Here is an 18,698-nt window from a genome sequence, read left to right as displayed (position 1 = left end):
GCATATCATGCACAATCGTTCCTGCTGCCTGTGTCTTTTCCGGAACCATCGTCCGCAAGAAACCTTCGGCTCCATAACAAAAACGCAGTGTCCGGGGATTTCTCCCTCAGACGCTGCGTTCCCATTTCGTTCTTCTCTTCTGTTCCGGATTCCGTCCGGTCTCCTCCACCATACAGGGCGAAGCGTATTCTCAGACTCCTCAGCCGAGCAGACTGGTTACCTTCTCGCGGAGCATCTCCGGATTAACGGCACCGACAATGTTGTCCACCACTTCACCGTTCTTGAAAAACTTAAAATTCGGGATCGACATAACACCGTACTTCTGAGCGATCTCGCCGTTGTCGTCGACATTGATCTTTCCGACCTTGACCTTTCCGTCAAACTCTTCCGCAAACTTCGCAACAACCGGCGCCATCATCTTGCACGGACCGCACCAGTCGGCATAGAAATCAACCAGAACCGGAACATCACTCTTTAATACTTCTTCCTCAAAATTCTTCGAATCAAATTTATATTCCATGTCAAACCTCCTTGGTGTGAAATGATTTTACGTTGTGTACAATTTAATTATACAAAATTTTTAGGCCCTGTCAACCGGTTTTCGAAATTTCTCTGCCGATTTTCCGCCGCACCCGGGATCTCTTTACCGCTTTGTTACAGAAATACCGGCAGAATCATATTCAGAAACAATGCTGCCAGATACCATACTTTCTGAATCACCAGAGCGTCAAGATACGCGAGCGGACCATTTGCCACGCCGGTAAATACAATGAGCAGCAGAATCACCGGCATCGCCTGTGAAAAGCGGCTGTAAAGCTTCCGGACCGGCGGAATCAGTCCTCCGAGAATATGGTGACCGTCCAGCGGCGGAATCGGAATCAGATTGAATACAAAAAGTCCCACATTGATGAAGGCCGAATACTGTGAGAAGGTCCCGATCATATATCCCGCTTCCGTTCCCTGCAGAAAGATCAGACTCAGCGTGTAGACCACCAGCGACAGAAAGGACAGGATCAGATTCGTCAGCGGACCCGCGGCGGCAACCAGCATCGATCCAATCCTCGGATTTTTGTAATACCGCGGGTTGATCATGACCGGCTTAGCCCATCCGAAATGAAACAGGATCAGACAGAGCGTTCCCTTCCACTCAAAATGTCGAAGGGGATTCAGACTCAGCCTTCCGTCATACCTCGGTGTCGGATCCCCCAGCGCGTAGGACGTCGCGGCATGTGCAAATTCATGCAGCGTAATGCCGAGGATCGTACCCGGTATCGCGTAAACGATCGACTGTATCTCATGTGTCAGATTCATCCGTTGTTCCCCTCTCCCGTTGTATTCCGCATTTTCTCTCCGCCATACTCATTCGCTTTTCAAACTGCGGATAAAAACTCTCTTCCGCTCGGTACGGAACCTCAAAAAACATTTTCAGAATATATTCCGCCAGCTTCATCTGTTCCGGCACGGAAAACGACAGCATTTTCTGCTCCATTGTCCGGACAAACCAATGCCACCGAATGTGATAGGCGTCATTTTCCGGAAGGTGATCGATGTCGATCCACTTTTTCAGTTTTACCTTCGTGAGATCCTTCTTCTGACAGGCGTCCCGCATCAAGATATAGGAAAACCCGCCGTTTTCCGTCTCATCGTATTTCCGTCCCAGCGGGTAGAGACGGCAGAGTCCGGTGCGGAACGGATGGATGCTGCAGCGGCCCTCCTCATTCAGAAAGGTGCAGGTTTCTTCCTTTCCCGCCATCTTCAGATTCGGCAGAATCAGTCCGTTCTGAATGTGTTTTTCAAGGTGATCCCGAAAGATCGCTTTGGTATCTTCCCCGAGCGCCCGCTCGAGATTCCACATATCATAGGGATCCAGAATGATGGATGTTCCCATCCCGCGGCAGCAGGCGCTGCAGCCTTCACAGTCGCCGCAGCCGACGCGCACCATATCGTGGATGCCGTATTGCTTTCCGTCCGTCACGTCTTCAAGACGAAATTCATTGCTCATATTGATTACTCCTGATTCAGCCGCAATCGATGACCGATCTGCGGCCCTTGCTGTTAAAATCCGCGGAATTGTTCATCCAAACGCGCTCAACGCTTCGATGCTCAACGTACTCAGCGCCCTCCGCTTCCGGAAAGAATGTGAACCGCCTCCCGGTAATCTCTCTGCGCCTCCGGAAAACGCACCGCAATGCAGTAACTGTGGCACATTCCCGGGGCTGTCCGGATGTGAAGCCGGTCCGGGATTACCTCAAAATCATTGACCCACGTTTTCTTCTTGGCACTCAGGATCTCATCCCCGCCATACCAGATGTAGGTTTCCGGAAAATCGGTCGTATCCAGCCGGTCCCCGCTCAGCATAAAGCGCGGCACATCCGGTCGTCCCGCGCAGAGAACATCCCGCATCATATAGACATAATCCGCCTCCATCATGATATCCTTCCGCTCGAGAAGTTTCATCTGTCTCCACTCGGTTCCGTCGGACGGAACCGCAGCCGGAGAGACCAGAAGAAGCATGGACGGCATCGGCAGACGCACCTTGCGCCGGCCTTCGATAAAGGCGCTGTTGTTATATCCGAGCGTACTGATCGCCACCATTGCGCCCAAAGAGTATCCGTAGAACGCGATATCTTCCGGCCGGTATTCTTCCAGCATCTGGCGGTAGGTTTCCAGCACCATCTCAACCGAATCGAGAATGCTGTAATCGGGCATCGTCGGATAACACGGATACCAGACATCCCGGGAACTCTGCTTTCCGAGATCACGGGCAAACCGGACGGACTCCTTCTGCGCTCCCCGCGGGAGATTAACCCCGGCGACATAGAGAAGCGCTCGGCGGTGTTTCATTTTTCCGGTGAGGTTCATGCGAAGACAGGAAAATATTTCCTGCCGGCGTTCCTCACCGCACCTCGACCGGATCCGTACTTTGGAACAGAGAAAGGTCTCATCGCTTGGAATATCGGTACACCAGCCGCCAAAGCTCCGCTCCGGATCCCGGGCCATTTTTCGCAGACGGTCCGCGGCTTCCTTCCGGTTTTCTTTACCCGCCGTCATCTGGTGCAGGGCACAGAATAGTGTATAGCGAATTCCCATAGTCGATCTGTCCTTCCTGTTGTCTTTTCCGTTGTTTTTCTCTGTTGTTTTTTCTGTTGTTTTTCCCCTTGTCTTTTCGGTGGCCCGCTTAATACCGTCTCATCGAATTCCTGCGAAGACGATTGCGTTTTCTTCGGAGATTTTTGTCTTCCCGCGGTCCGGCGGAAACCGTCTCTTCCTCTTCACCTGCCTTCGGTGTGCGGTACGGTTTGATCAGATACCGTCCCGATCCGATGCAGACAACACCGAAGATCGCATAATAGACCACATAATTCCACGGTGTCGGAAGAATCGAGTAAATCTGAATCGAAAACAGCAGCGAAATCACCGTTAGATTCAGCATCAGATATGCAGCGAGGGCGATTCTCTTCGCTCTCGCCGGTTCTTCATTTTTTCGAAGGCGATATATACAGTACGCTGTGATGACAGCGCCGATCGCCGGCAGTGCAAAACGCATCATGGTATTTCTCCTGACTTTCTGTTATTTCTTTTCCCGGGGAAGCTGTTCCCCGGCCGGTATGTTACAGTCTAACATGAACCGCGAGGAAACCGCAACTTTCGCCGCCGGATCACGGCAGCTGTCCGGTTCCCACAGCCGGGCGCTTTAAACCTCAGTCTTCCCCGGCATATCTCCGTTACCGGAATCCGATCCCGGCACCACTCACGCCAACGGGCGCTTTAAACCTCAGTCTCCCCAGGCGTATCTCAGATGCCGGAATCCGATTCCGGCCCGTCCAGGGCCTTCACGCAATACCGCAGTTTTGTGGAATGCGCACGGGGATTGCGGAAGCACTCCTCTCTGCCCGGACGGATGACCTCCTCCGAGATCTCCGAGTAAATTCCTCTCTTTTTTCCTTCTCGAAAAGCCTTCTTGACCAGCCGGTCCTCGCCGGAGTGGAAGGTGAGAATCGCGGCTCTTCCGCCGGCCGCGAGTACATCCGGGAGTTTATCCAGAAATGTATAGATCACTTCAAACTCGCTGTTGACATCGATGCGAAGCGCCTGAAAGGTTCGCGCGCAGGACTTCCTGACGGTATCCTCGTACTCCTCTTTCGGAAGTTTCTTCGAGGATACTTTTTTCAGTGCCGCCGCCACAATCTCTGCAAGATCCGTGGTCTCGCGGATATCTCCGCCCTTCCGGTATGTATTTGTGATCTCTTTTGCGATCTCTTCCGCAAACGGCTCATCCGAGTTTTCGATCAGCATTCCCGCGATCTCATCCTCCGTCAGTTCACGCAGACGGTCTGCCGCCGGGACGCCGCTTGTCGGATCCAGACGCATATCCAGCGGGCCCTTTGTCTTATAGGAAAATCCTCTCGACGGATCATCAATCTGCATAGAACTTACACCAAGGTCCGCGAGAAGAAAGTCGAAACCTCCTTCCGGCCGGATCTGATCGACATCACGGAAATTCATCCGGTGAATTGTAAGAATCTCCTCTCCGAAACCGGCGTCCGCAAGGCGCTTCTTTGTCTTTTCCGATTCAATCGGGTCCACGTCGGTCGCATCCATGTGGCCCTGTCCTTCCAGACACTCCAGCATTTTCCTCGTGTGACCGCCGTAGCCGAGGGTACAGTCGCACCCCCGCATTCCGGGCCGGATCTTCAGGACATCCAGAATCTCATCCACCATGATCGGAATATGCATTCCGGCCGGCGTGTTGCCCTTGGAAATGACATGTTCAATCTGATCCGCATATTTTTCCGGGTTGTGTTCTTTGTATTTTTCATTGAAATGACGCGGATATTTGCCGCTGTAATGAACTCTTCTCTTATGTTCTTCTGCCATCGGTGTGATCTCCTCATTGATCGTCAGGGTATTTCGTTCACGATTTTCATTCTCTCATTCTTCTGCGGGCATTCTTCCGGCGCGCTCATCGCACGCACAGCTTCCTTCGAATGATACCAAAATGCCTGCAGGCGTCCGGAATCCCAGCCTTCGTTCCGAACACCCGCAGGCAATATTATACATGATCAGAGGGAAACGGTAAAATAAATCCTTCCGTCCCGGTATGCGACCGAAATATTTCCGCCGAACAGTTTCGCCAGTTCCTGCGCCATGGAAAGCCCGATGCCGTATCCCTGCTTTTCACTGCTGTGAGAAGTGTCCGCCCGGTAAAATCGCTCAAAAAAGCGGCTGTAGTCCGTATGCGCACCGTCAGCATACGGATTTGACACTTCCAGAACCGCTCCTTTTTTCCTCTTTGTCCGCGAAAGCCGGAGCAGAATGTCGCCTCCGTCATCGCAGTATTTCACCGCATTGTCCAAAAGAATGCTGATCAGCTCCCGAAGTGTTTTTTCCTCCGCCATCACTGTGACATCCGGCGCTATTTCCGACAGCAGCTTCTTTTCTTCTTTCGCCGCGAGCGGGCCAAAGGCCGCAACCGCGTCCGCCGCTGCGCCGGAAAAATCCACTTCCGTCAGGACGATATCCTGCTGCTCACCGACCTTTGCAAGAGTGATCAGATCACCGACCAGTCCCGACAGACGTTTTATCTGCGCGTGGATACTGTCCGTCCACTCCGATTTTCCGTTCATCATCTCAATCACCTCCGTATTGGCGGAGATAATCGCAAGCGGGGTCTTCAGCTCATGCCCTGCATTGGTGATAAATTGCCGCTGGTTTTCCATGTTCCGGATGAACGGAGCGATCACCCGCCCGGACAAAAGTGTCAGGATTAAAACATAGAGTACGGTACAGAGAATGCCGAACGCAAGAGATGACGACTGAAAAATCTGAAGGGAAGAAAATGTCCGCGTACTGTCCAGAACCGCGATCAATGTCCTGCCGTCATCCGTCACAGTCTTCCGGTAGGCGTAAAACGCATGGCCCCGCCGGATGATGCCGGAGTCCTTGATTCCGGTCCGGATCAGTTCCCCGTACTCCAGCGCATTTTCTTCGCTCACGGCCGCAATGTGATCCATCCGGAGACTCTCGATGCTGCCTTCCCTGTCATAGGATACGAAGAAATATCTTGTCTGAAACGGCTGCTCCGGCTCGGCATCCAGAACCGAATTCTCGCCGAACCGGATACCGGACGGGAGGATTCCGTCATTGTCCAGAATCACATCCAGAACCGTGTGAATTTCCCTTTCAGCCCGGTACGTATTGAAAAAATTGACCGCGCCGAGCACCAGCACCAGAAGAACCACTACCGCCCAGGTTGCAAGTCCGACAAACCGGACCCGCATCCTCCGGGAAAGCGACCGCGGATTCATGATTTTTTGCGGAGGCAAAAGTTTCCGCCCTCCTCACCGCTGATCTCCACATCTGCCGAAATCGCCTGAAGTTTCTGCCGGAGATAAGACACATACATCCACACAATCCCCGGATCTGCCGACGGTTCGTCTCCCCATACCCGGCGAAAAATATCCGCCGTAGACAGGTTTTTATCGGGATTCTGCAGAAGAAACTCCATGAGTTTTGACTCCTTTCCCGCCAGGCGGACCGAACTTTTTCCGGTCAGTTCCTGTTCGGCCATGTCCAGGGAAATGCAGCCGAACGTCAGCGTTTTTGGCGCAAACGTGCTGTTTCTTCTTGTCATGGACCGGAGCCGTGCGAGCAGTTCCCCCATCGCAAACGGTTTCGTCAGATAATCGTCCGCACCGGCATCAAGCCCGGTAATCCGGTCCCGGATCTCGGTCTTGGCCGTCAGCATGATGACCGGTGTGACATCACCGGCGGCACGGATCTCCCGGAGTGCCTCGATCCCGTCCTTTTTCGGCATCATGATATCGAAGATCATGCCGTCATAGGCTTCCTCTGCCGCTTTCTTTACCGCCGCCTCCCCGTCAGGGACCGCATCCACTTCATATCCGGAATGTTCCAGAATCGCCGTCAGCGCTCTGGCCATCTCCTTTTCGTCCTCCGCAAGCAGAAGTTTCATCGTTTCTCCTCCAGACCGTCATCATTTTCCCGGATGAGACTGCGGATCGTCTGCATCGACAGATCACAGCCGGCCAGTTCGTCCGCACAGCGCTTGAGTTCCGCCGTGATCATCCCCGAATTTGTGATACTCTTCTTATATTTCATCTGATGTTCCAGACTTGCCCAGGAGTCCATGGCGATGGTCCGCAGCTGGATCTCGGCATAGTAGACGCCCGGCAGATTTCCTTCCGGATCCGGAAACGGCTCCTCCATTCGAATGATCATGTGATAACTCCGATAACCGTTTGGTTTCACATTCGTGATATAGTCTTTTTCTTCCACCACCGTCCAGCCGGGGATCCTCCGGATATGCCGGACATTGACATAAATGTCCTCGATAAACCCGCAGATGATCCGGACCCCGACGGCATCGTGAATCAACCGGAGCGCACTCTCCGGAGTCGCGGGAAGTCCCTTTCGGATACATTTTTCCCGCATACTCTCCTCGCTTTTTATCCGTGAACTCAGATGTTCTATGATCTTCGATCCGCCCGTTCTTTTTTCTTCCGCGTCATATTGTTCAATTTTTGTCCTCAGATCGCTCTCGACAAGCGGAAGAAACTCACCACACTCTCCGTATATACTTGTCCCGCTTTCCATCGCTGTCCTCCGTTCCTTCAAAGGATTCGCCCGCAGCTTCATTTCTGCGGACATACAAACCGCCGGAAGCGGTGGGTTCCGCTCTTTTCGCGGTTCCGATTTCCGCCTCCGGCAGTTTTGATACAGCGTAAGGATAACAGGAAAATGTGAACTTCCGGTGTTGACTTCATAAAGAAAATCAAAACAATAAAGAAATGTTTGCGATCGATCACGTCCGCAAACGGATTTCCGCGCGCTCCCGATGGTCATCTCACTTCAGAAAAAGAGCCAAAGCGGTCAGAATCACGAGAAAAATCACATTGATCCCGGTGAAGAGCGCAAAATAGCGTCCGGTCTCAGCGTCCGGCTCCGCCGCGTACAGCTTATAGGTGATCAGGCTTGCCATCGACGCTATCAGCGTTCCGAGACCGCCGAGATTGGTGCCGATGAGAAGACTCGTGCCATCTGCGGTAAATCCGGACAGGAGAAGCGTTGCCGGAACATTGCTGATGATCTGACTTGCGAGAATCGCGCAGATCAGCTCCCGCCCCTGCATCACGCCGGAAAGCCATGCCGAGAAAGACGGCACCTTTCCGATATTGCCGATAAAGACAAAGAAAAAGACAAAGGTGAGAAGAAGTGAATAATCCACGGTCCGGAAGAGCGAGCGGTCGGAAAAAAGAACCGACAGCGTGATCACCGCAAACATCACCGGCGTGGAAACCACATGAAGAACCGAGAGGACCGCAAAGGCAAAAAGCGCTGCGTAGAGCGCGATTCTCCGGTGATCCATCGGAGCCGCGGCATCTTCCTTCCAGTTGTTTTTTCGGGAAGAAGCCGGCATTTTCTCCGGCACAGGCGGGTTCTGTTCTTTCTCCCGCTTTGCCATTCCGACTGTTGCGGCAAGGATCAGCACAAACGATGCGGCGGCATAGGGAAACATTGTGGTCAGGAAATCCCCAATTGAAAAGCCATATGCGGAATACAGATACAGATTCTGGGGATTGCCGAAGGGTGTCAGCATACTGCCAAGGTTTGCCGCCACCGTCTCCATCACCAGCGTGCGGATGAGACTTCCCGCCGTCGCCTTCATTTTCCTCCATACGAGAAGCGTGAACGGGACCACCGTGACCAGCGTCACATCATTTGTGAGAAGCATGGCCAGAAAGAAACAGAGTATTTCCAGGGAAAGCTCTGTCCCGAGTTCGGTGCGGCAGACTCCGAGGAGTTTTCCGCACAGCCAGTCAAAAGCCCCGGCCGCCCGAAGCCCCGCTGAGACCGTCATCAGACAAAACAAAAGAGCGAGAACGCTCCAGTTGATATAACCCATATATTCCGCAGACGGCGGAATCACAAAACAGGACGCAAAAGCCAGGAGGCCGGCGATCAGCGTCACGGCCTCCTTCCTGCAAAATTCAATAAAATGCTCCATAAAACCTCTGTTCCATCAAATCGTAACCTTTTGGCAGGATGGCTCCCTTCACAGACCGAGCTCAGCCGCCGCTTTCTCCGCCTCGTCGAGAATCCTCTCGAATTTCCGGAGCGCGCTCTCGATCGGCGCCGCCGTTCTCAGATCCACGCCGCCGTGGGCAAGCTCATCCAGCGGATATTTGCTTCCTCCCATGGAGAGGAACTCCAGATACGGCTTCGATGCCGCCTCGCCCGATGTCAGAATCGCCTCGGAGATCGCAATCGCAGCGGAATAGCTGGTCGCATATTTATAAACATAGAACGGACGGTAGAAATGCGGGATTCTCGCCCACTCATACTGTACCTCATCGTCCATGACCAGTTCCGGTCCGAAGTAATCCTCCACCAGTTTTTTGTAGACGCGGTTCAGCGACTCCGCCGTGATCCCTTCACCGCGCTCCGCCATCTCATGCGCCGCGCGCTCAAATTCCGCAAACATCGTCTGGCGGTAAACCGTTCCCTTGAATCCTTCCAGATACTGATTGAGAAGGGCGAGACGCTCCGCCGGATCCGTCGTCTTCCCCAGAAGATGCTCCACCAGAAGATTTTCATTGACCGTGGACGCCACTTCCGCCACGAACAGCGTGTAATCCGCATACTGCGCCGGCTGTGTGTGGTTCGAAAGCCAGGTATGCATGGAGTGTCCCATCTCGTGCGCCACCGTCGTCACGCTGTCGTAGTTTCCGGTAAAGCTGGTGAGGATAAACGGATTGGATCGATAGGTTCCGCTGGAAAATGCGCCGCCGCGCTTCCCCTTGTTCGGATAGACGTCGATCCAGCGATCGGCAAATGCCTTTTTCACCCGATCCGTGTAATCGGATCCCAGCGGCTTTAACGCCTCGAGAATCGTATCGCAGGCTTCCGCATAGGTCCAGGTCTTCGTGCTTCCTTTGGAAAGCGGTGTATACACATCATAGTAATGAAGCTCGTCCAGGCCGAGAATCCGCTTCCTGAGTTTTACATAGCGGTACATCGCCGGCATAAACTTCCGCACGCTCTCCGTCAGATTGTCGTATACCTCCGTTGGGATATGTTCATCCGCCATGGACATGGCACGGCTCGACTCATAATGCCGGGCCGCAGCCTCCGCTGCCGCCCCTTTCACGCAGCCGGCATAAGCCGCCGTAAAGGTATTGATGTGTCCCCTGAACCCTTTATAAAAACTGCGGAAGGCATTTTCGCGCAGCGTCCGGTCCGGCGACTGCTGCAGAAGGATGTAATTGGCCTGCGTCACTTCGTGCATTTCTCCCTTCGAGTCCGCCGCATCCTCAAAGGTCATATCCGCATCCTGAAGATTCTCGGCAATCCGCTCCGGTGCATTCAGAACTTCGCCGAAGCTTGCCAGAAGTTTTTCTTCCGCCGAGCTGAGGACGTGGGGTTTCCGTTCCAGAAGCTTTTCGAGATTGAAATGATACGGCTTTGTCTCTTCCGCTCCGGTCACTTCGCGGAGCGTCTCTTCCGGAAGAGAAAGGATCTCCGGGCTTGCAAAGCTGACCCGGCTCACGGCTGCCGTGTAGCGGGACTCGGCGATGCTCATCATCTCCTGCGCTTTTGCGTCTCTCGTATCCTCCGAGAGGCGGAGCATGGCATAGGTGTAGAGATCCGCAATCTTCTGCTCCATTTCCGTCTCCGCGTCCATAAACGCGCGGATCGACGCCGCATCGGTCAGTTTTCCGGAAAATGCCGCCGCCCGGTCAGTCAGTTCTCCGAGTTTCTCCAGATCCTCCTTCCACTCATCATCACTGTGATACAGTGTCGAGAGATCCCAGGTATATGCCGGATCCATGTCGCGGCGCTCTTTTGTTTCGATTGGTGTATTCATACGTTATCTCCTTTTTCGTCTTTCAGGTCATGATTCTGATAGCGTTTTCTCTTTCCATGTCACGATTATTATATAGGCATCGGGAGATTTTTCAAAGTTCAACATTTATCTGGAAAAAATCCCTTCGTTCCTGAACCGGAACCCGCGGACTTTTTATGGACGAACAAAGTCCGCAAGCGGACTTCGGCTCCCCCATCCCCTCAGTCCTGAGGGGAGCCCCGCGGACTTTGCGCGCCGCCGCTGGTCACCGTTAGGTGACAGTTTCCTTACAGCGGCGTGCGCATCCTCGCGGAGCGTTTATGTTTCATAGGGAATTTCGGAGAAATTTCCTATGAAACATAAACGGCAGCCCCTCCCGGAAGCTGCCGATGTGTTCCAATATTCTGTTCCTCCCGGACCATTTAAACCGTACTCATGTAACTGCGTACCTTCTTCTCATCGTCCGTATTGGAGAAAAAAAGCCGGAAATCGCTGTTTCTCTGACCGCTTGCGAGCTTGGTCATAAACGCGAATCTGGTGAGCGTACTCTTCAGATTCAGACGGTCGCCGCTGACAGACTCAACATAAACATCATGACTGCAACTGTCGATCAGATCAGCAAAATCCTGAACACTGCTGATATCGCGGATTGAAAATTCCATCTCGTTCCCCTCCCTGAGATCAAACTTCAAGGTCTTTCGACCATTCCCCACAAATATGACAGTATCTTACCGAATAATTCCTGAAAAATCCATTTGTAAAATGTGCAATAAAAAGACATTTCGTTCGATGTATTTTGTGATTATATCTGACAAATGTTTTTTCAATACCGGAATATTGTATAAATATCTGTGCAATCAATCGCTTGTCATTATTTCTTTTCATACCTGCCGTTCCGCCATTACGATTTCAAACCGTGCATTCTGCGGTGTTCCTCAGCGATCTCGCGATAAAGCTTTTCCGCACTCCATGCGGCATTGGTCCCGGTCAAAACGGCTTTGAGATCCACTCCCGGAACGCCGAGTCTCCTCGATGTTTCCAGAAAACGGTCAACCTCATCCGAAGTCATCCCGCAGAATAACAGCATTTCCCCCCGGATTCCGTTCGGCGCGGTTCTGCCGCTTCCCGTCCTCCCTGCTTTTTCCAGCATTTCCGCGTCGAGTGTCCCGTCCGGCCCCGCCGCCATGGCGATCGTTCCAAGCGGAATCCCAATGTATTTCGAGTCTACCGGGATCAGCGGAACGCCGATTTCGCGGCAGATGTTATAAATCGATGCTGCCCGAAGGGGATTCATATTAAATACCAGGATTTTCCCGTTTGATGCCCTCATGTTTTCCTTCTTTCCTTCTTTCCTTCTTCCATCCGTTTTCCGGTTCCTGTTTCCTGTTGCTTCTGCACTCGCTGCTTCCGCCTGCCCGACGGCAGTTTCCTCCGCAGCAGCCGCTTCTTCCGCCCGACGGCGGTTTCTTCCGAAGCCTCCGCCTGTGGGCATTGCTGAACACAGTATAGCACAAAACCGGGGCAAAACGGGACCGGGACGGCGATCCTTCACGACAAATGCCGGAGAATTACGCCGCATTGTGAAGAGTGACTTCCCATGCTATAATCGGATTATCGAATTTACAGCAGTGAGGTGCAATTTCATGACAAATATCCGTTTTAACCTTCCGGAAAATGTGATCGAAGAGCTGAACGAGTACGTTCAGATGACCATGCCGGAGGGATATGCGAGCTCTCTGATCAATCTGATCAAATACGGTCTCTATCATCTCGATCAGGCGTCCCATTACACGATCTATGTCGAGAACCCGGCTGCCGTCCTGAACAAAAAGGACGCCGATCCGCAGGAGATCTTTGACGAGATTCTGGATTCCTTCTCCGGCATTGACGGAACCAACGGTACCATCCGCTGCTGCTATCAGCCGTCCGTCGACGACATGATGCTTCTGGAGATCACCTACAGCAAAAAACTCCAGATCCAGCAGGTCATCAGCAAAATCCACACGCCGATGATTCCGCTGAGCGAACTTCACGAGGCTGAGGACAGCATTTCCCTGATGTACACGCCATCCATGACCGACCGCGGAAGCGCCATGTACGATATGATGGACCGCGTGGATTACGCGCTGGAAGCCGGCAACGGCGTGACAACGCACACTTTCTGATTACAGGTGAACAGAGACAGCGCACAAAGTCCGCAAACTCCCCGCCGGAATGGTTGGAAGTCTGCGGACTTTCTTGTTGAATATTCTGGAAAATGGAATAATCCGTCAGAGGTTGGAATAATTCTCCTTGATATGCTGGTACAGCGTGCGGACGGCCGGTGCCATGAACTGCGGGTTCAGGCAGGACAGACCGATCATTCGCTCTGCATCCGCAATCGGATAACGCTTTACTTCATAGGTGATGTCGTGCATGACCAGTTCCGGCATGATGCAGATGCCGAAGCCGTGCGCTACCATCGCGATCGTCGACAGGTCGTCCACCACATGATAATTGGACTGCGGATCGAGATTGACGGATTTCATGTAATTGGCAATATCGGCATCGGTGGATTCCCGCTGAACAACGAACTGGGATTTGGACATCTCCTCCGCCGTCATCTCCGTGCCTTCTTCTTTCTCAAAATTCGCCGGTGTGATGCACAGAAGCGGATCGCGGTAGATCGGTTCAAAATTCAGATCACCGCTGCTCGACTGGGAGAGAAATCCGAAGTCAACCACACCGTTCTTGATCCAGTAGATCACATCATCATAGGTTCCCTGGAACACTTCAATCCGGATTGCCGGGTAAATCTCTGTAAACGAATTGATGATGTCCGGCATCCAGCTGGTGCAGGCACTGGAAAAACAGCCGATCTTTACGGTTCCCTGTTTCAGTCCCTTGAATTCGGCAACCACCTGCTTAAGGCTCTCATCGCTGTTTAAAACCGCATTGACATACGGAAGAATGTGCTCGCCGTAGTTGGTCAGTGTAACACCGGCCTTGTTGCGGGTCAGAACACTGAAACCGAGCTCATTTTCCATCGAGGAAATCGCATGGCTGATGGCGGATGGAGTCAGGCCCAAAACGCTTGCCGCTTTGTGAAAGCTTCCCATCTCAGATACCGTCTTAAATACCTGATACGTCAATAAAGTCATATAATACTACCTCTTCTTTTCTGTATTCTTATACATTCCGGCAAATGACTACCCTGCTGCAGTGAAATCTTAAATATTTCCGATTTACTGTATTTTATTATCGTTTTATAATCAATCTTTGTCAACTGTCAAATGAATAAAATTATTCATACCGTTGATTCCATTTACCGCAGATATGATAATCATTACCAAAGGTGATATTATATCACATTTCTGAATTTTATGTTCGCAAAAATTAAATATTTTCATGTATTAATTTCTGCTTTCTTTCTGCAATTCCACGAAGACCTTTCCTGTATCTCCCGGGGCCGATCCTGCGTTCTCCCAAAAACATTCCCGCACGTTCCCACCGTTCATTCCATACGGATGTCCCAGACATCTTCCGCCGGAATACAGGTTCCGTCCTCCATCACCAGCGTCCGCGAATAGGGATCCGTCTTCCGGATTCTTCCCGTGCAGGTCACGTAAGTCCCGCCGTCTTTGCGAAGATCGGCCAGAAAATAGGTGATTTCCACCGTCCGCGCCTGCCCTGCCGCCTCCGGTGAGATACACGCCGCAATCTTTTTGTCCAGTTCTTCTCTTCTGCTCTCGGTGAGAATGCGCTTTCGCTCGGTGAGACGGGCTGTCTCGTCCGTCGCGTCCCCGAATCCGGTCAGGGCGGCAAACGGAATAAACTGTGCCGCCCGCTTGTTGGGAGACATACGGCGGTGATGCGCCGGACCTTTGTAGTCATATTCGATGATATCCGCATAAAGATCTTCCGCTTCGCGCATCCCGCTCCCTCCTTTCATCATAATCCGCTGTTTCGCGGCTTACGTTTTATGCCTTGTGTCCGCCGATCTGACGGCCGCGCTCGATGCCGGTAGCGCCTTCCTGAAGATCGGTTCCTTTTACCAGTGCCGTCGCTCCGAATTTCTTCCGGATCTCCAGCATGGCTTCCTGCACCTTCCGCTCCTTTTGCCGCTCAGCGGCTTCTTTCTGCTGTTCCTTCTCCCGCGCCTCATAATCCGTGAACATATCCAGCTGTTCAAACGAATTTTCCTGTTCCTCCCGGTCTTTTTCCTCGGGAATCAGCCGTCCGACCGTCAGCGTATACCGCCGTTCCAGCAGATTCGGATCCGCCAGCCCGTCGAACAGGCTGAGCATGGCTTCGGTAATCTCCTTTGTGCTGTTGGTCCTTCGCGGAAGTGTCATGGATCCGGCAGCCGGTTTCGGCGTTACCCTTCCGTAATGATCGACAACATGACTTCCGTCCTCCGGAAGATCAGCCGCATATCTTCGTTTGCCGTTTTTTTCCAGGGCCTCATAGCCGACATATACGCCGACCAGATCCGTGAGGAGTTTTTTATCCACCAGCTGAAGGCTCAGAGCCTCCGCCATTTCCCGGATAATGATCCGGCCCTTCTCTTTCGTGTACGGGTTCTGCAGAACCTGACCGGACGAGAAACTCTTCTCCTCCGTCCGGTAACCCTTGATATCGGCCATCGTGCAGCTCTCCAGTCCCCAGGCGTGGTCGATCAGCAGTTCCGCATTGACGCCGAAAAGTTTAAACAGAAGATCCTCATTTTGAAGTGACATCCGGGCCACATCCCCCATGGTGTACATTCCGTAATGCTCCAGTTTTCGGGCGATTCCGCGGCCAACCCGCCAGAAATCGGTCAGCGGACGGTGATTCCAGAGAAGTTTCCGGTAGGATCGCTCATCGAGTTCCGCAATCCGTACCCCGTCCCGGTCCGCCGGAATATGTTTCGCCACGATATCCATCGCCGCTTTGCACAGGTAGAGATTCGGGGCAATCCCGGCGGTCGCGGTGATTCCGGTTTTCGCAAGCACATCGCTGATGATCCTCCGGACCAGTTCTCTCGCCGTAAGTCCGTAAGTGCGAAGGTAATCGGTGACGTCGATGAAAACCTCGTCGACGGAATAGATGTGAATGTCTTCCGGCGCGGCATAATTCAGATAAATCCGGTAAATGTCACTGCTCACCTGCATGTAGTAGGACATCCGCGGCGGAGCCGCAATGTAGTCGGCGGCCAGCGCAGGATCCGCGTCAAGTGCTCTTGCGGAAACCGAAACACCGTTTTCTTTCACCATGCCGCGTATTTTTTCGCGCGCCGCGTTGACCTCCTTCATCTTCTGAACAACCTCAAAAAGTCTCGCTCTCCCCGAAATACCGTACCGTTTCAGGGATGGCGAGACCGCAAGGCAGATCGTCTTCTCGGTCCGTGAGGCATCAGCCACAACCAGATTCGTATCCAGAGGATCCATCCCTCTGCTGACACACTCTGCCGACGCATAAAATGACTTGAGATCGATCGCAATGTATGTTTTGCTCATTTGTTTTCTTTTCTCTGACTCGCGCAGCACCTGGCGAGAGCTTTTCAACCTTTGCACATACTACAGGAATCTGTCTGACGAGGTCTCTTCAACCTTTTCGCATACTTCAGGAATCTGTCTGACGAGATCTCTTCAACCTTTTCGCATACTTCAGAAATCTGCCTGACGAGGTCTTTCCGGAACTCGTAATTTTACTTCACAAGAATCGTGGAAAAATATCCCTCCTCATCGCCTGCATCACGAAGACTGTGAAACAGCTTTTCATCCGGCATTCCACAGTTCACCGCCATCTGCGCACGATCGGTCAGCCCGGCCTCCTCGATCATTTCCCTGATCGCTGCAAGGTTTCTTCCTGACTTCATGAGAACTTTTGCTCCGGGCAGTTTTAGATATTTTTGCGTGATGTCCGGATGAGACGCCGGAAGAATGATGAGCGGATCCGCTCCGCTGGTCAGACTGACGTTAAGTGCCGCGGCAGATGCGCTGAAACTGGTCACGCCCGGGATGGTCTTCGTCTCAAATCCTCTGTGTTCTGCAATATCCCGGATATATTCCCAGGTGCCGTAGAGGCTCGCATCGCCAAGATTCAGCATGGCGACATTTTTCCCCTGTTCCAAAATCCCGATCAGGATTTCCGCCTGCTTCTCATGGGACTTTACAAGGATCTCCGGATCACGGCTCATGGTAAAGGAGAGCATCCGGATCTCTTTCCGTTCCAGACAGACTGCACGTCTCGCAATATCCAGTGCCGCATGGGATCCGCCTTTTATCTCCGGTGCCGCGATGACATCGCAGGCTTCCAGCGTGCGCACCGCGCGAAGCGTCATCAGCTCCGGATCACCCGGCCCCACGCTCACGCCATACAGCACGCCTCTCTTCCCCGTCATCCGAACACAAAATGTGCGCCGGCGCGAATTTCAACTCTGGTCTCGCACCGGTCACAGCTGAACACATCGGAGGAACCGTCCTGTCCAAAAAAAGACACGTTTCCGCCGGTGCAGAACGGACACTGGATCATTTCGTTCCTGCGCATATTTCTCAGACTCCGCATAAATGCCGGAACATTGATATCTCTCGGCGCACCGGCATTTGCCACCGCACCGTATTCCGATTCCGCTTCCTCTCCAAATCCATCGGATTTCGGTTCACCACCGATCCGGAAACCAATCTCATATTCCATGAAGATGACTCCTCGATTCTCTGTTTTTCGTTGTTATCTGTTCATTTCATAGAAAATGCTTCGCACTTCCCATGAAACAAAACGCTCCGCGGGATACGCGCGCCGTTCACCGGCAAATCCACTAAGCCCGGAAAAAACAGCCGCAGCACGCGATTTCGTTAAGTGATCCGCCTTCGACGGCGTCACCCTGCGGTGACCAGCGGCGGCGCGCAAAGTTCGCAGGCTCCCCTCGGGAGTGAGGGGGACGTGGAAGCCGAAATCCGCCTGTGACTTTGTCATAAAATCATAGATGAACACACGTTTCTTAATTGTAATACAATGCCGTTAAAATGTCATCCCATTCCGGTAATTTCACGAAGTTCTTTCAGCTCTTTTTCGGTCAGTCTTCTCCACTGGCCTTCCCCGAGATCCGGATCCAGCCGGAGCGGCCCCATCGTCAGGCGTTTCAATTCCAGAACTTCCTTTCCGACTGCCCCGAACATCCGCTTTATCTGATGAAATTTTCCCTCCCGGATGACCACTTCCACAACCGACCGTTTTTCTTCTCCTTCCGCCCGGATCTCCAGAATTTCCAGTTCCGCCGGCAGCGCGGTCAGTTCCTCATCCACCCGGAGGCCCTCCGCAAACTTCCGGACATCCTCAGCGTTCACCTCTCCGCTCACCAGCGCGCGATAGCGCTTGTCCACATGTTTTTTGGGGCTGAGAAGCCGGTGGCCCATCTCTCCGTCATTCGTGATCAGAAGAAGTCCCGTGGTGTCCCGGTCCAGTCTCCCCACCGGAAACAGATCCTTTCTTGTCCTCTCGCCGATCAGATCAAGCACCGTTTTCTGATGCCGGTCCTCCGTCGCGGTGATCACGCCGGCCGGCTTATTCATCAGATAATACACTTCCGTTTCATATTCGACCGGCACACCGGCACACAGAACCTTCTGTCCCGGTTCCACGGAATATCCCGGATCCTTCACCGTCTCTCCGTCCACCGAAACCTGTCCCTTTCGGATCATTTTTTTTAGCTCACTCCGCGTGCCCGCGCCCATCTCACTCAGATAGCGGTCTATTCTCATTTAAAATCTCCTGTCTTAACTTCATTTCCGGATCCCGTCATCTTCTCCGGTCATATTCCTCAGCCGCGTTTCTCCGGTCACGCTTCTCTGCCGCGTTTCTCTGCCGCATT

Annotated in this window: 21 protein-coding genes; 1 reads left to right on the top strand and 20 read right to left on the bottom strand. The window is 52.8% G+C overall.

The window, feature by feature from the left end; translation table 11 throughout:
- Positions 1–199 precede the first annotated feature (199 nt).
- The 13 genes from trxA to BMW41_RS14505 all read right to left on the bottom strand — a co-directional run bounded on the left by trxA (position 200) and on the right by BMW41_RS14505 (position 12,197).
- A complete protein-coding gene (trxA, locus tag BMW41_RS02235) occupies positions 200–520 on the bottom strand; it encodes a thioredoxin (protein WP_031471403.1) in 321 nt (106 codons plus the stop codon).
- A gap of 134 nt (positions 521–654) precedes the next feature.
- Positions 655–1,311 carry a site-2 protease family protein gene (locus BMW41_RS02230; RefSeq protein ID WP_031471402.1) on the bottom strand — a complete coding sequence of 219 codons (657 nt, stop codon included), beginning with the start codon at positions 1,309–1,311 and terminating at the stop codon, positions 655–657.
- Positions 1,295–2,002 (bottom strand): YkgJ family cysteine cluster protein, encoded by a 708-nt coding sequence (locus BMW41_RS02225; RefSeq protein ID WP_074648483.1) that lies wholly within the window; start codon positions 2,000–2,002, stop codon positions 1,295–1,297. Before BMW41_RS02225 ends, BMW41_RS02230 begins: the two co-directional genes overlap by 17 nt.
- Positions 2,003–2,112: 110 nt before the next feature.
- The gene (locus BMW41_RS02220) at positions 2,113–3,090 is read right to left on the bottom strand and encodes an alpha/beta hydrolase fold domain-containing protein (RefSeq protein ID WP_074648481.1); all 978 of its coding nucleotides are present in this window, start codon (positions 3,088–3,090) and stop codon (positions 2,113–2,115) included.
- A gap of 88 nt (positions 3,091–3,178) precedes the next feature.
- The gene (locus BMW41_RS02215; protein ID WP_143050790.1) at positions 3,179–3,550 is read right to left on the bottom strand and encodes a hypothetical protein; all 372 of its coding nucleotides are present in this window, start codon (positions 3,548–3,550) and stop codon (positions 3,179–3,181) included.
- Positions 3,551–3,795: 245 nt separating this feature from the next.
- Positions 3,796–4,878, bottom strand: a complete 1,083-nt coding sequence (gene rsmH / locus BMW41_RS02210; protein ID WP_074648477.1) for a 16S rRNA (cytosine(1402)-N(4))-methyltransferase RsmH — start codon at positions 4,876–4,878, stop codon at positions 3,796–3,798.
- A 185-nt stretch (positions 4,879–5,063) separates the two neighbouring features.
- Complete coding sequence (locus tag BMW41_RS02205; RefSeq protein ID WP_207646860.1) at positions 5,064–6,326, bottom strand: sensor histidine kinase; 1,263 nt, start codon at positions 6,324–6,326, stop codon at positions 5,064–5,066.
- Positions 6,305–6,976: a response regulator transcription factor gene (locus BMW41_RS02200; RefSeq protein WP_074648473.1), complete on the bottom strand. Its 672-nt coding sequence runs from the start codon at positions 6,974–6,976 to the stop codon at positions 6,305–6,307. The genes BMW41_RS02205 and BMW41_RS02200 overlap by 22 nt, the downstream gene beginning before the upstream one ends.
- A complete protein-coding gene (locus BMW41_RS02195) occupies positions 6,973–7,617 on the bottom strand; it encodes a GTP pyrophosphokinase (protein WP_031471394.1) in 645 nt (214 codons plus the stop codon). Before BMW41_RS02195 ends, BMW41_RS02200 begins: the two co-directional genes overlap by 4 nt.
- A 250-nt stretch (positions 7,618–7,867) precedes the next feature.
- Positions 7,868–9,028, bottom strand: a complete 1,161-nt coding sequence (locus BMW41_RS02190; RefSeq protein ID WP_074648471.1) for an SLC13 family permease — start codon at positions 9,026–9,028, stop codon at positions 7,868–7,870.
- A 48-nt stretch (positions 9,029–9,076) separates the two neighbouring features.
- Positions 9,077–10,888, bottom strand: coding sequence for an oligoendopeptidase F (pepF, locus tag BMW41_RS02185; protein WP_074648469.1), 1,812 nt, complete (start codon positions 10,886–10,888; stop codon positions 9,077–9,079).
- Between the two features lie 401 nt (positions 10,889–11,289).
- Positions 11,290–11,529 (bottom strand): hypothetical protein, encoded by a 240-nt coding sequence (locus tag BMW41_RS02180; RefSeq protein ID WP_031471391.1) that lies wholly within the window; start codon positions 11,527–11,529, stop codon positions 11,290–11,292.
- A gap of 239 nt (positions 11,530–11,768) precedes the next feature.
- The gene (locus BMW41_RS14505) at positions 11,769–12,197 is read right to left on the bottom strand and encodes a DUF3783 domain-containing protein (RefSeq protein WP_177171137.1); all 429 of its coding nucleotides are present in this window, start codon (positions 12,195–12,197) and stop codon (positions 11,769–11,771) included.
- Between the two features lie 313 nt (positions 12,198–12,510).
- Here BMW41_RS14505 and BMW41_RS02170 point away from each other — a divergent pair, with 313 nt between their 5' ends.
- Positions 12,511–13,032 carry a hypothetical protein gene (locus BMW41_RS02170; protein WP_074648466.1) on the top strand — a complete coding sequence of 174 codons (522 nt, stop codon included), beginning with the start codon at positions 12,511–12,513 and terminating at the stop codon, positions 13,030–13,032.
- 105 nt (positions 13,033–13,137) lie between these two features.
- Here the strand turns inward: BMW41_RS02170 and BMW41_RS02165 are convergent, their stop codons facing one another.
- From BMW41_RS02165 to BMW41_RS02140, 7 genes are all read right to left on the bottom strand, one after another.
- Positions 13,138–14,007 (bottom strand): LysR family transcriptional regulator, encoded by an 870-nt coding sequence (locus BMW41_RS02165; RefSeq protein WP_031471387.1) that lies wholly within the window; start codon positions 14,005–14,007, stop codon positions 13,138–13,140.
- A gap of 111 nt (positions 14,008–14,118) precedes the next feature.
- Positions 14,119–14,256 carry a hypothetical protein gene (locus BMW41_RS14720; protein ID WP_207646859.1) on the bottom strand — a complete coding sequence of 46 codons (138 nt, stop codon included), beginning with the start codon at positions 14,254–14,256 and terminating at the stop codon, positions 14,119–14,121.
- Between the two features lie 104 nt (positions 14,257–14,360).
- Complete coding sequence (locus BMW41_RS02160; RefSeq protein WP_031471386.1) at positions 14,361–14,780, bottom strand: hypothetical protein; 420 nt, start codon at positions 14,778–14,780, stop codon at positions 14,361–14,363.
- Positions 14,781–14,826: 46 nt separating this feature from the next.
- A complete protein-coding gene (locus BMW41_RS02155) occupies positions 14,827–16,344 on the bottom strand; it encodes a Y-family DNA polymerase (RefSeq protein ID WP_074648464.1) in 1,518 nt (505 codons plus the stop codon).
- Positions 16,345–16,535: 191 nt separating this feature from the next.
- Complete coding sequence (cobI, locus tag BMW41_RS02150) at positions 16,536–17,231, bottom strand: precorrin-2 C(20)-methyltransferase (RefSeq protein WP_074648462.1); 696 nt, start codon at positions 17,229–17,231, stop codon at positions 16,536–16,538.
- Positions 17,228–17,524, bottom strand: coding sequence for a hypothetical protein (locus BMW41_RS02145; protein WP_074648460.1), 297 nt, complete (start codon positions 17,522–17,524; stop codon positions 17,228–17,230). The genes cobI and BMW41_RS02145 overlap by 4 nt, the downstream gene beginning before the upstream one ends.
- 332 nt (positions 17,525–17,856) lie before the next feature.
- A complete protein-coding gene (locus BMW41_RS02140) occupies positions 17,857–18,588 on the bottom strand; it encodes a pseudouridine synthase (protein ID WP_074648458.1) in 732 nt (243 codons plus the stop codon).
- Positions 18,589–18,698: the final 110 nt, after the last annotated feature.

Origin of the sequence: [Clostridium] aminophilum (assembly GCF_900101295.1) — a bacterium.
In the GTDB taxonomy this organism is placed as follows: domain Bacteria; phylum Bacillota; class Clostridia; order Lachnospirales; family Lachnospiraceae; genus Clostridium_R; species Clostridium_R aminophilum_A.
This window is presented reverse-complemented; position numbering and strand designations above follow the sequence as displayed.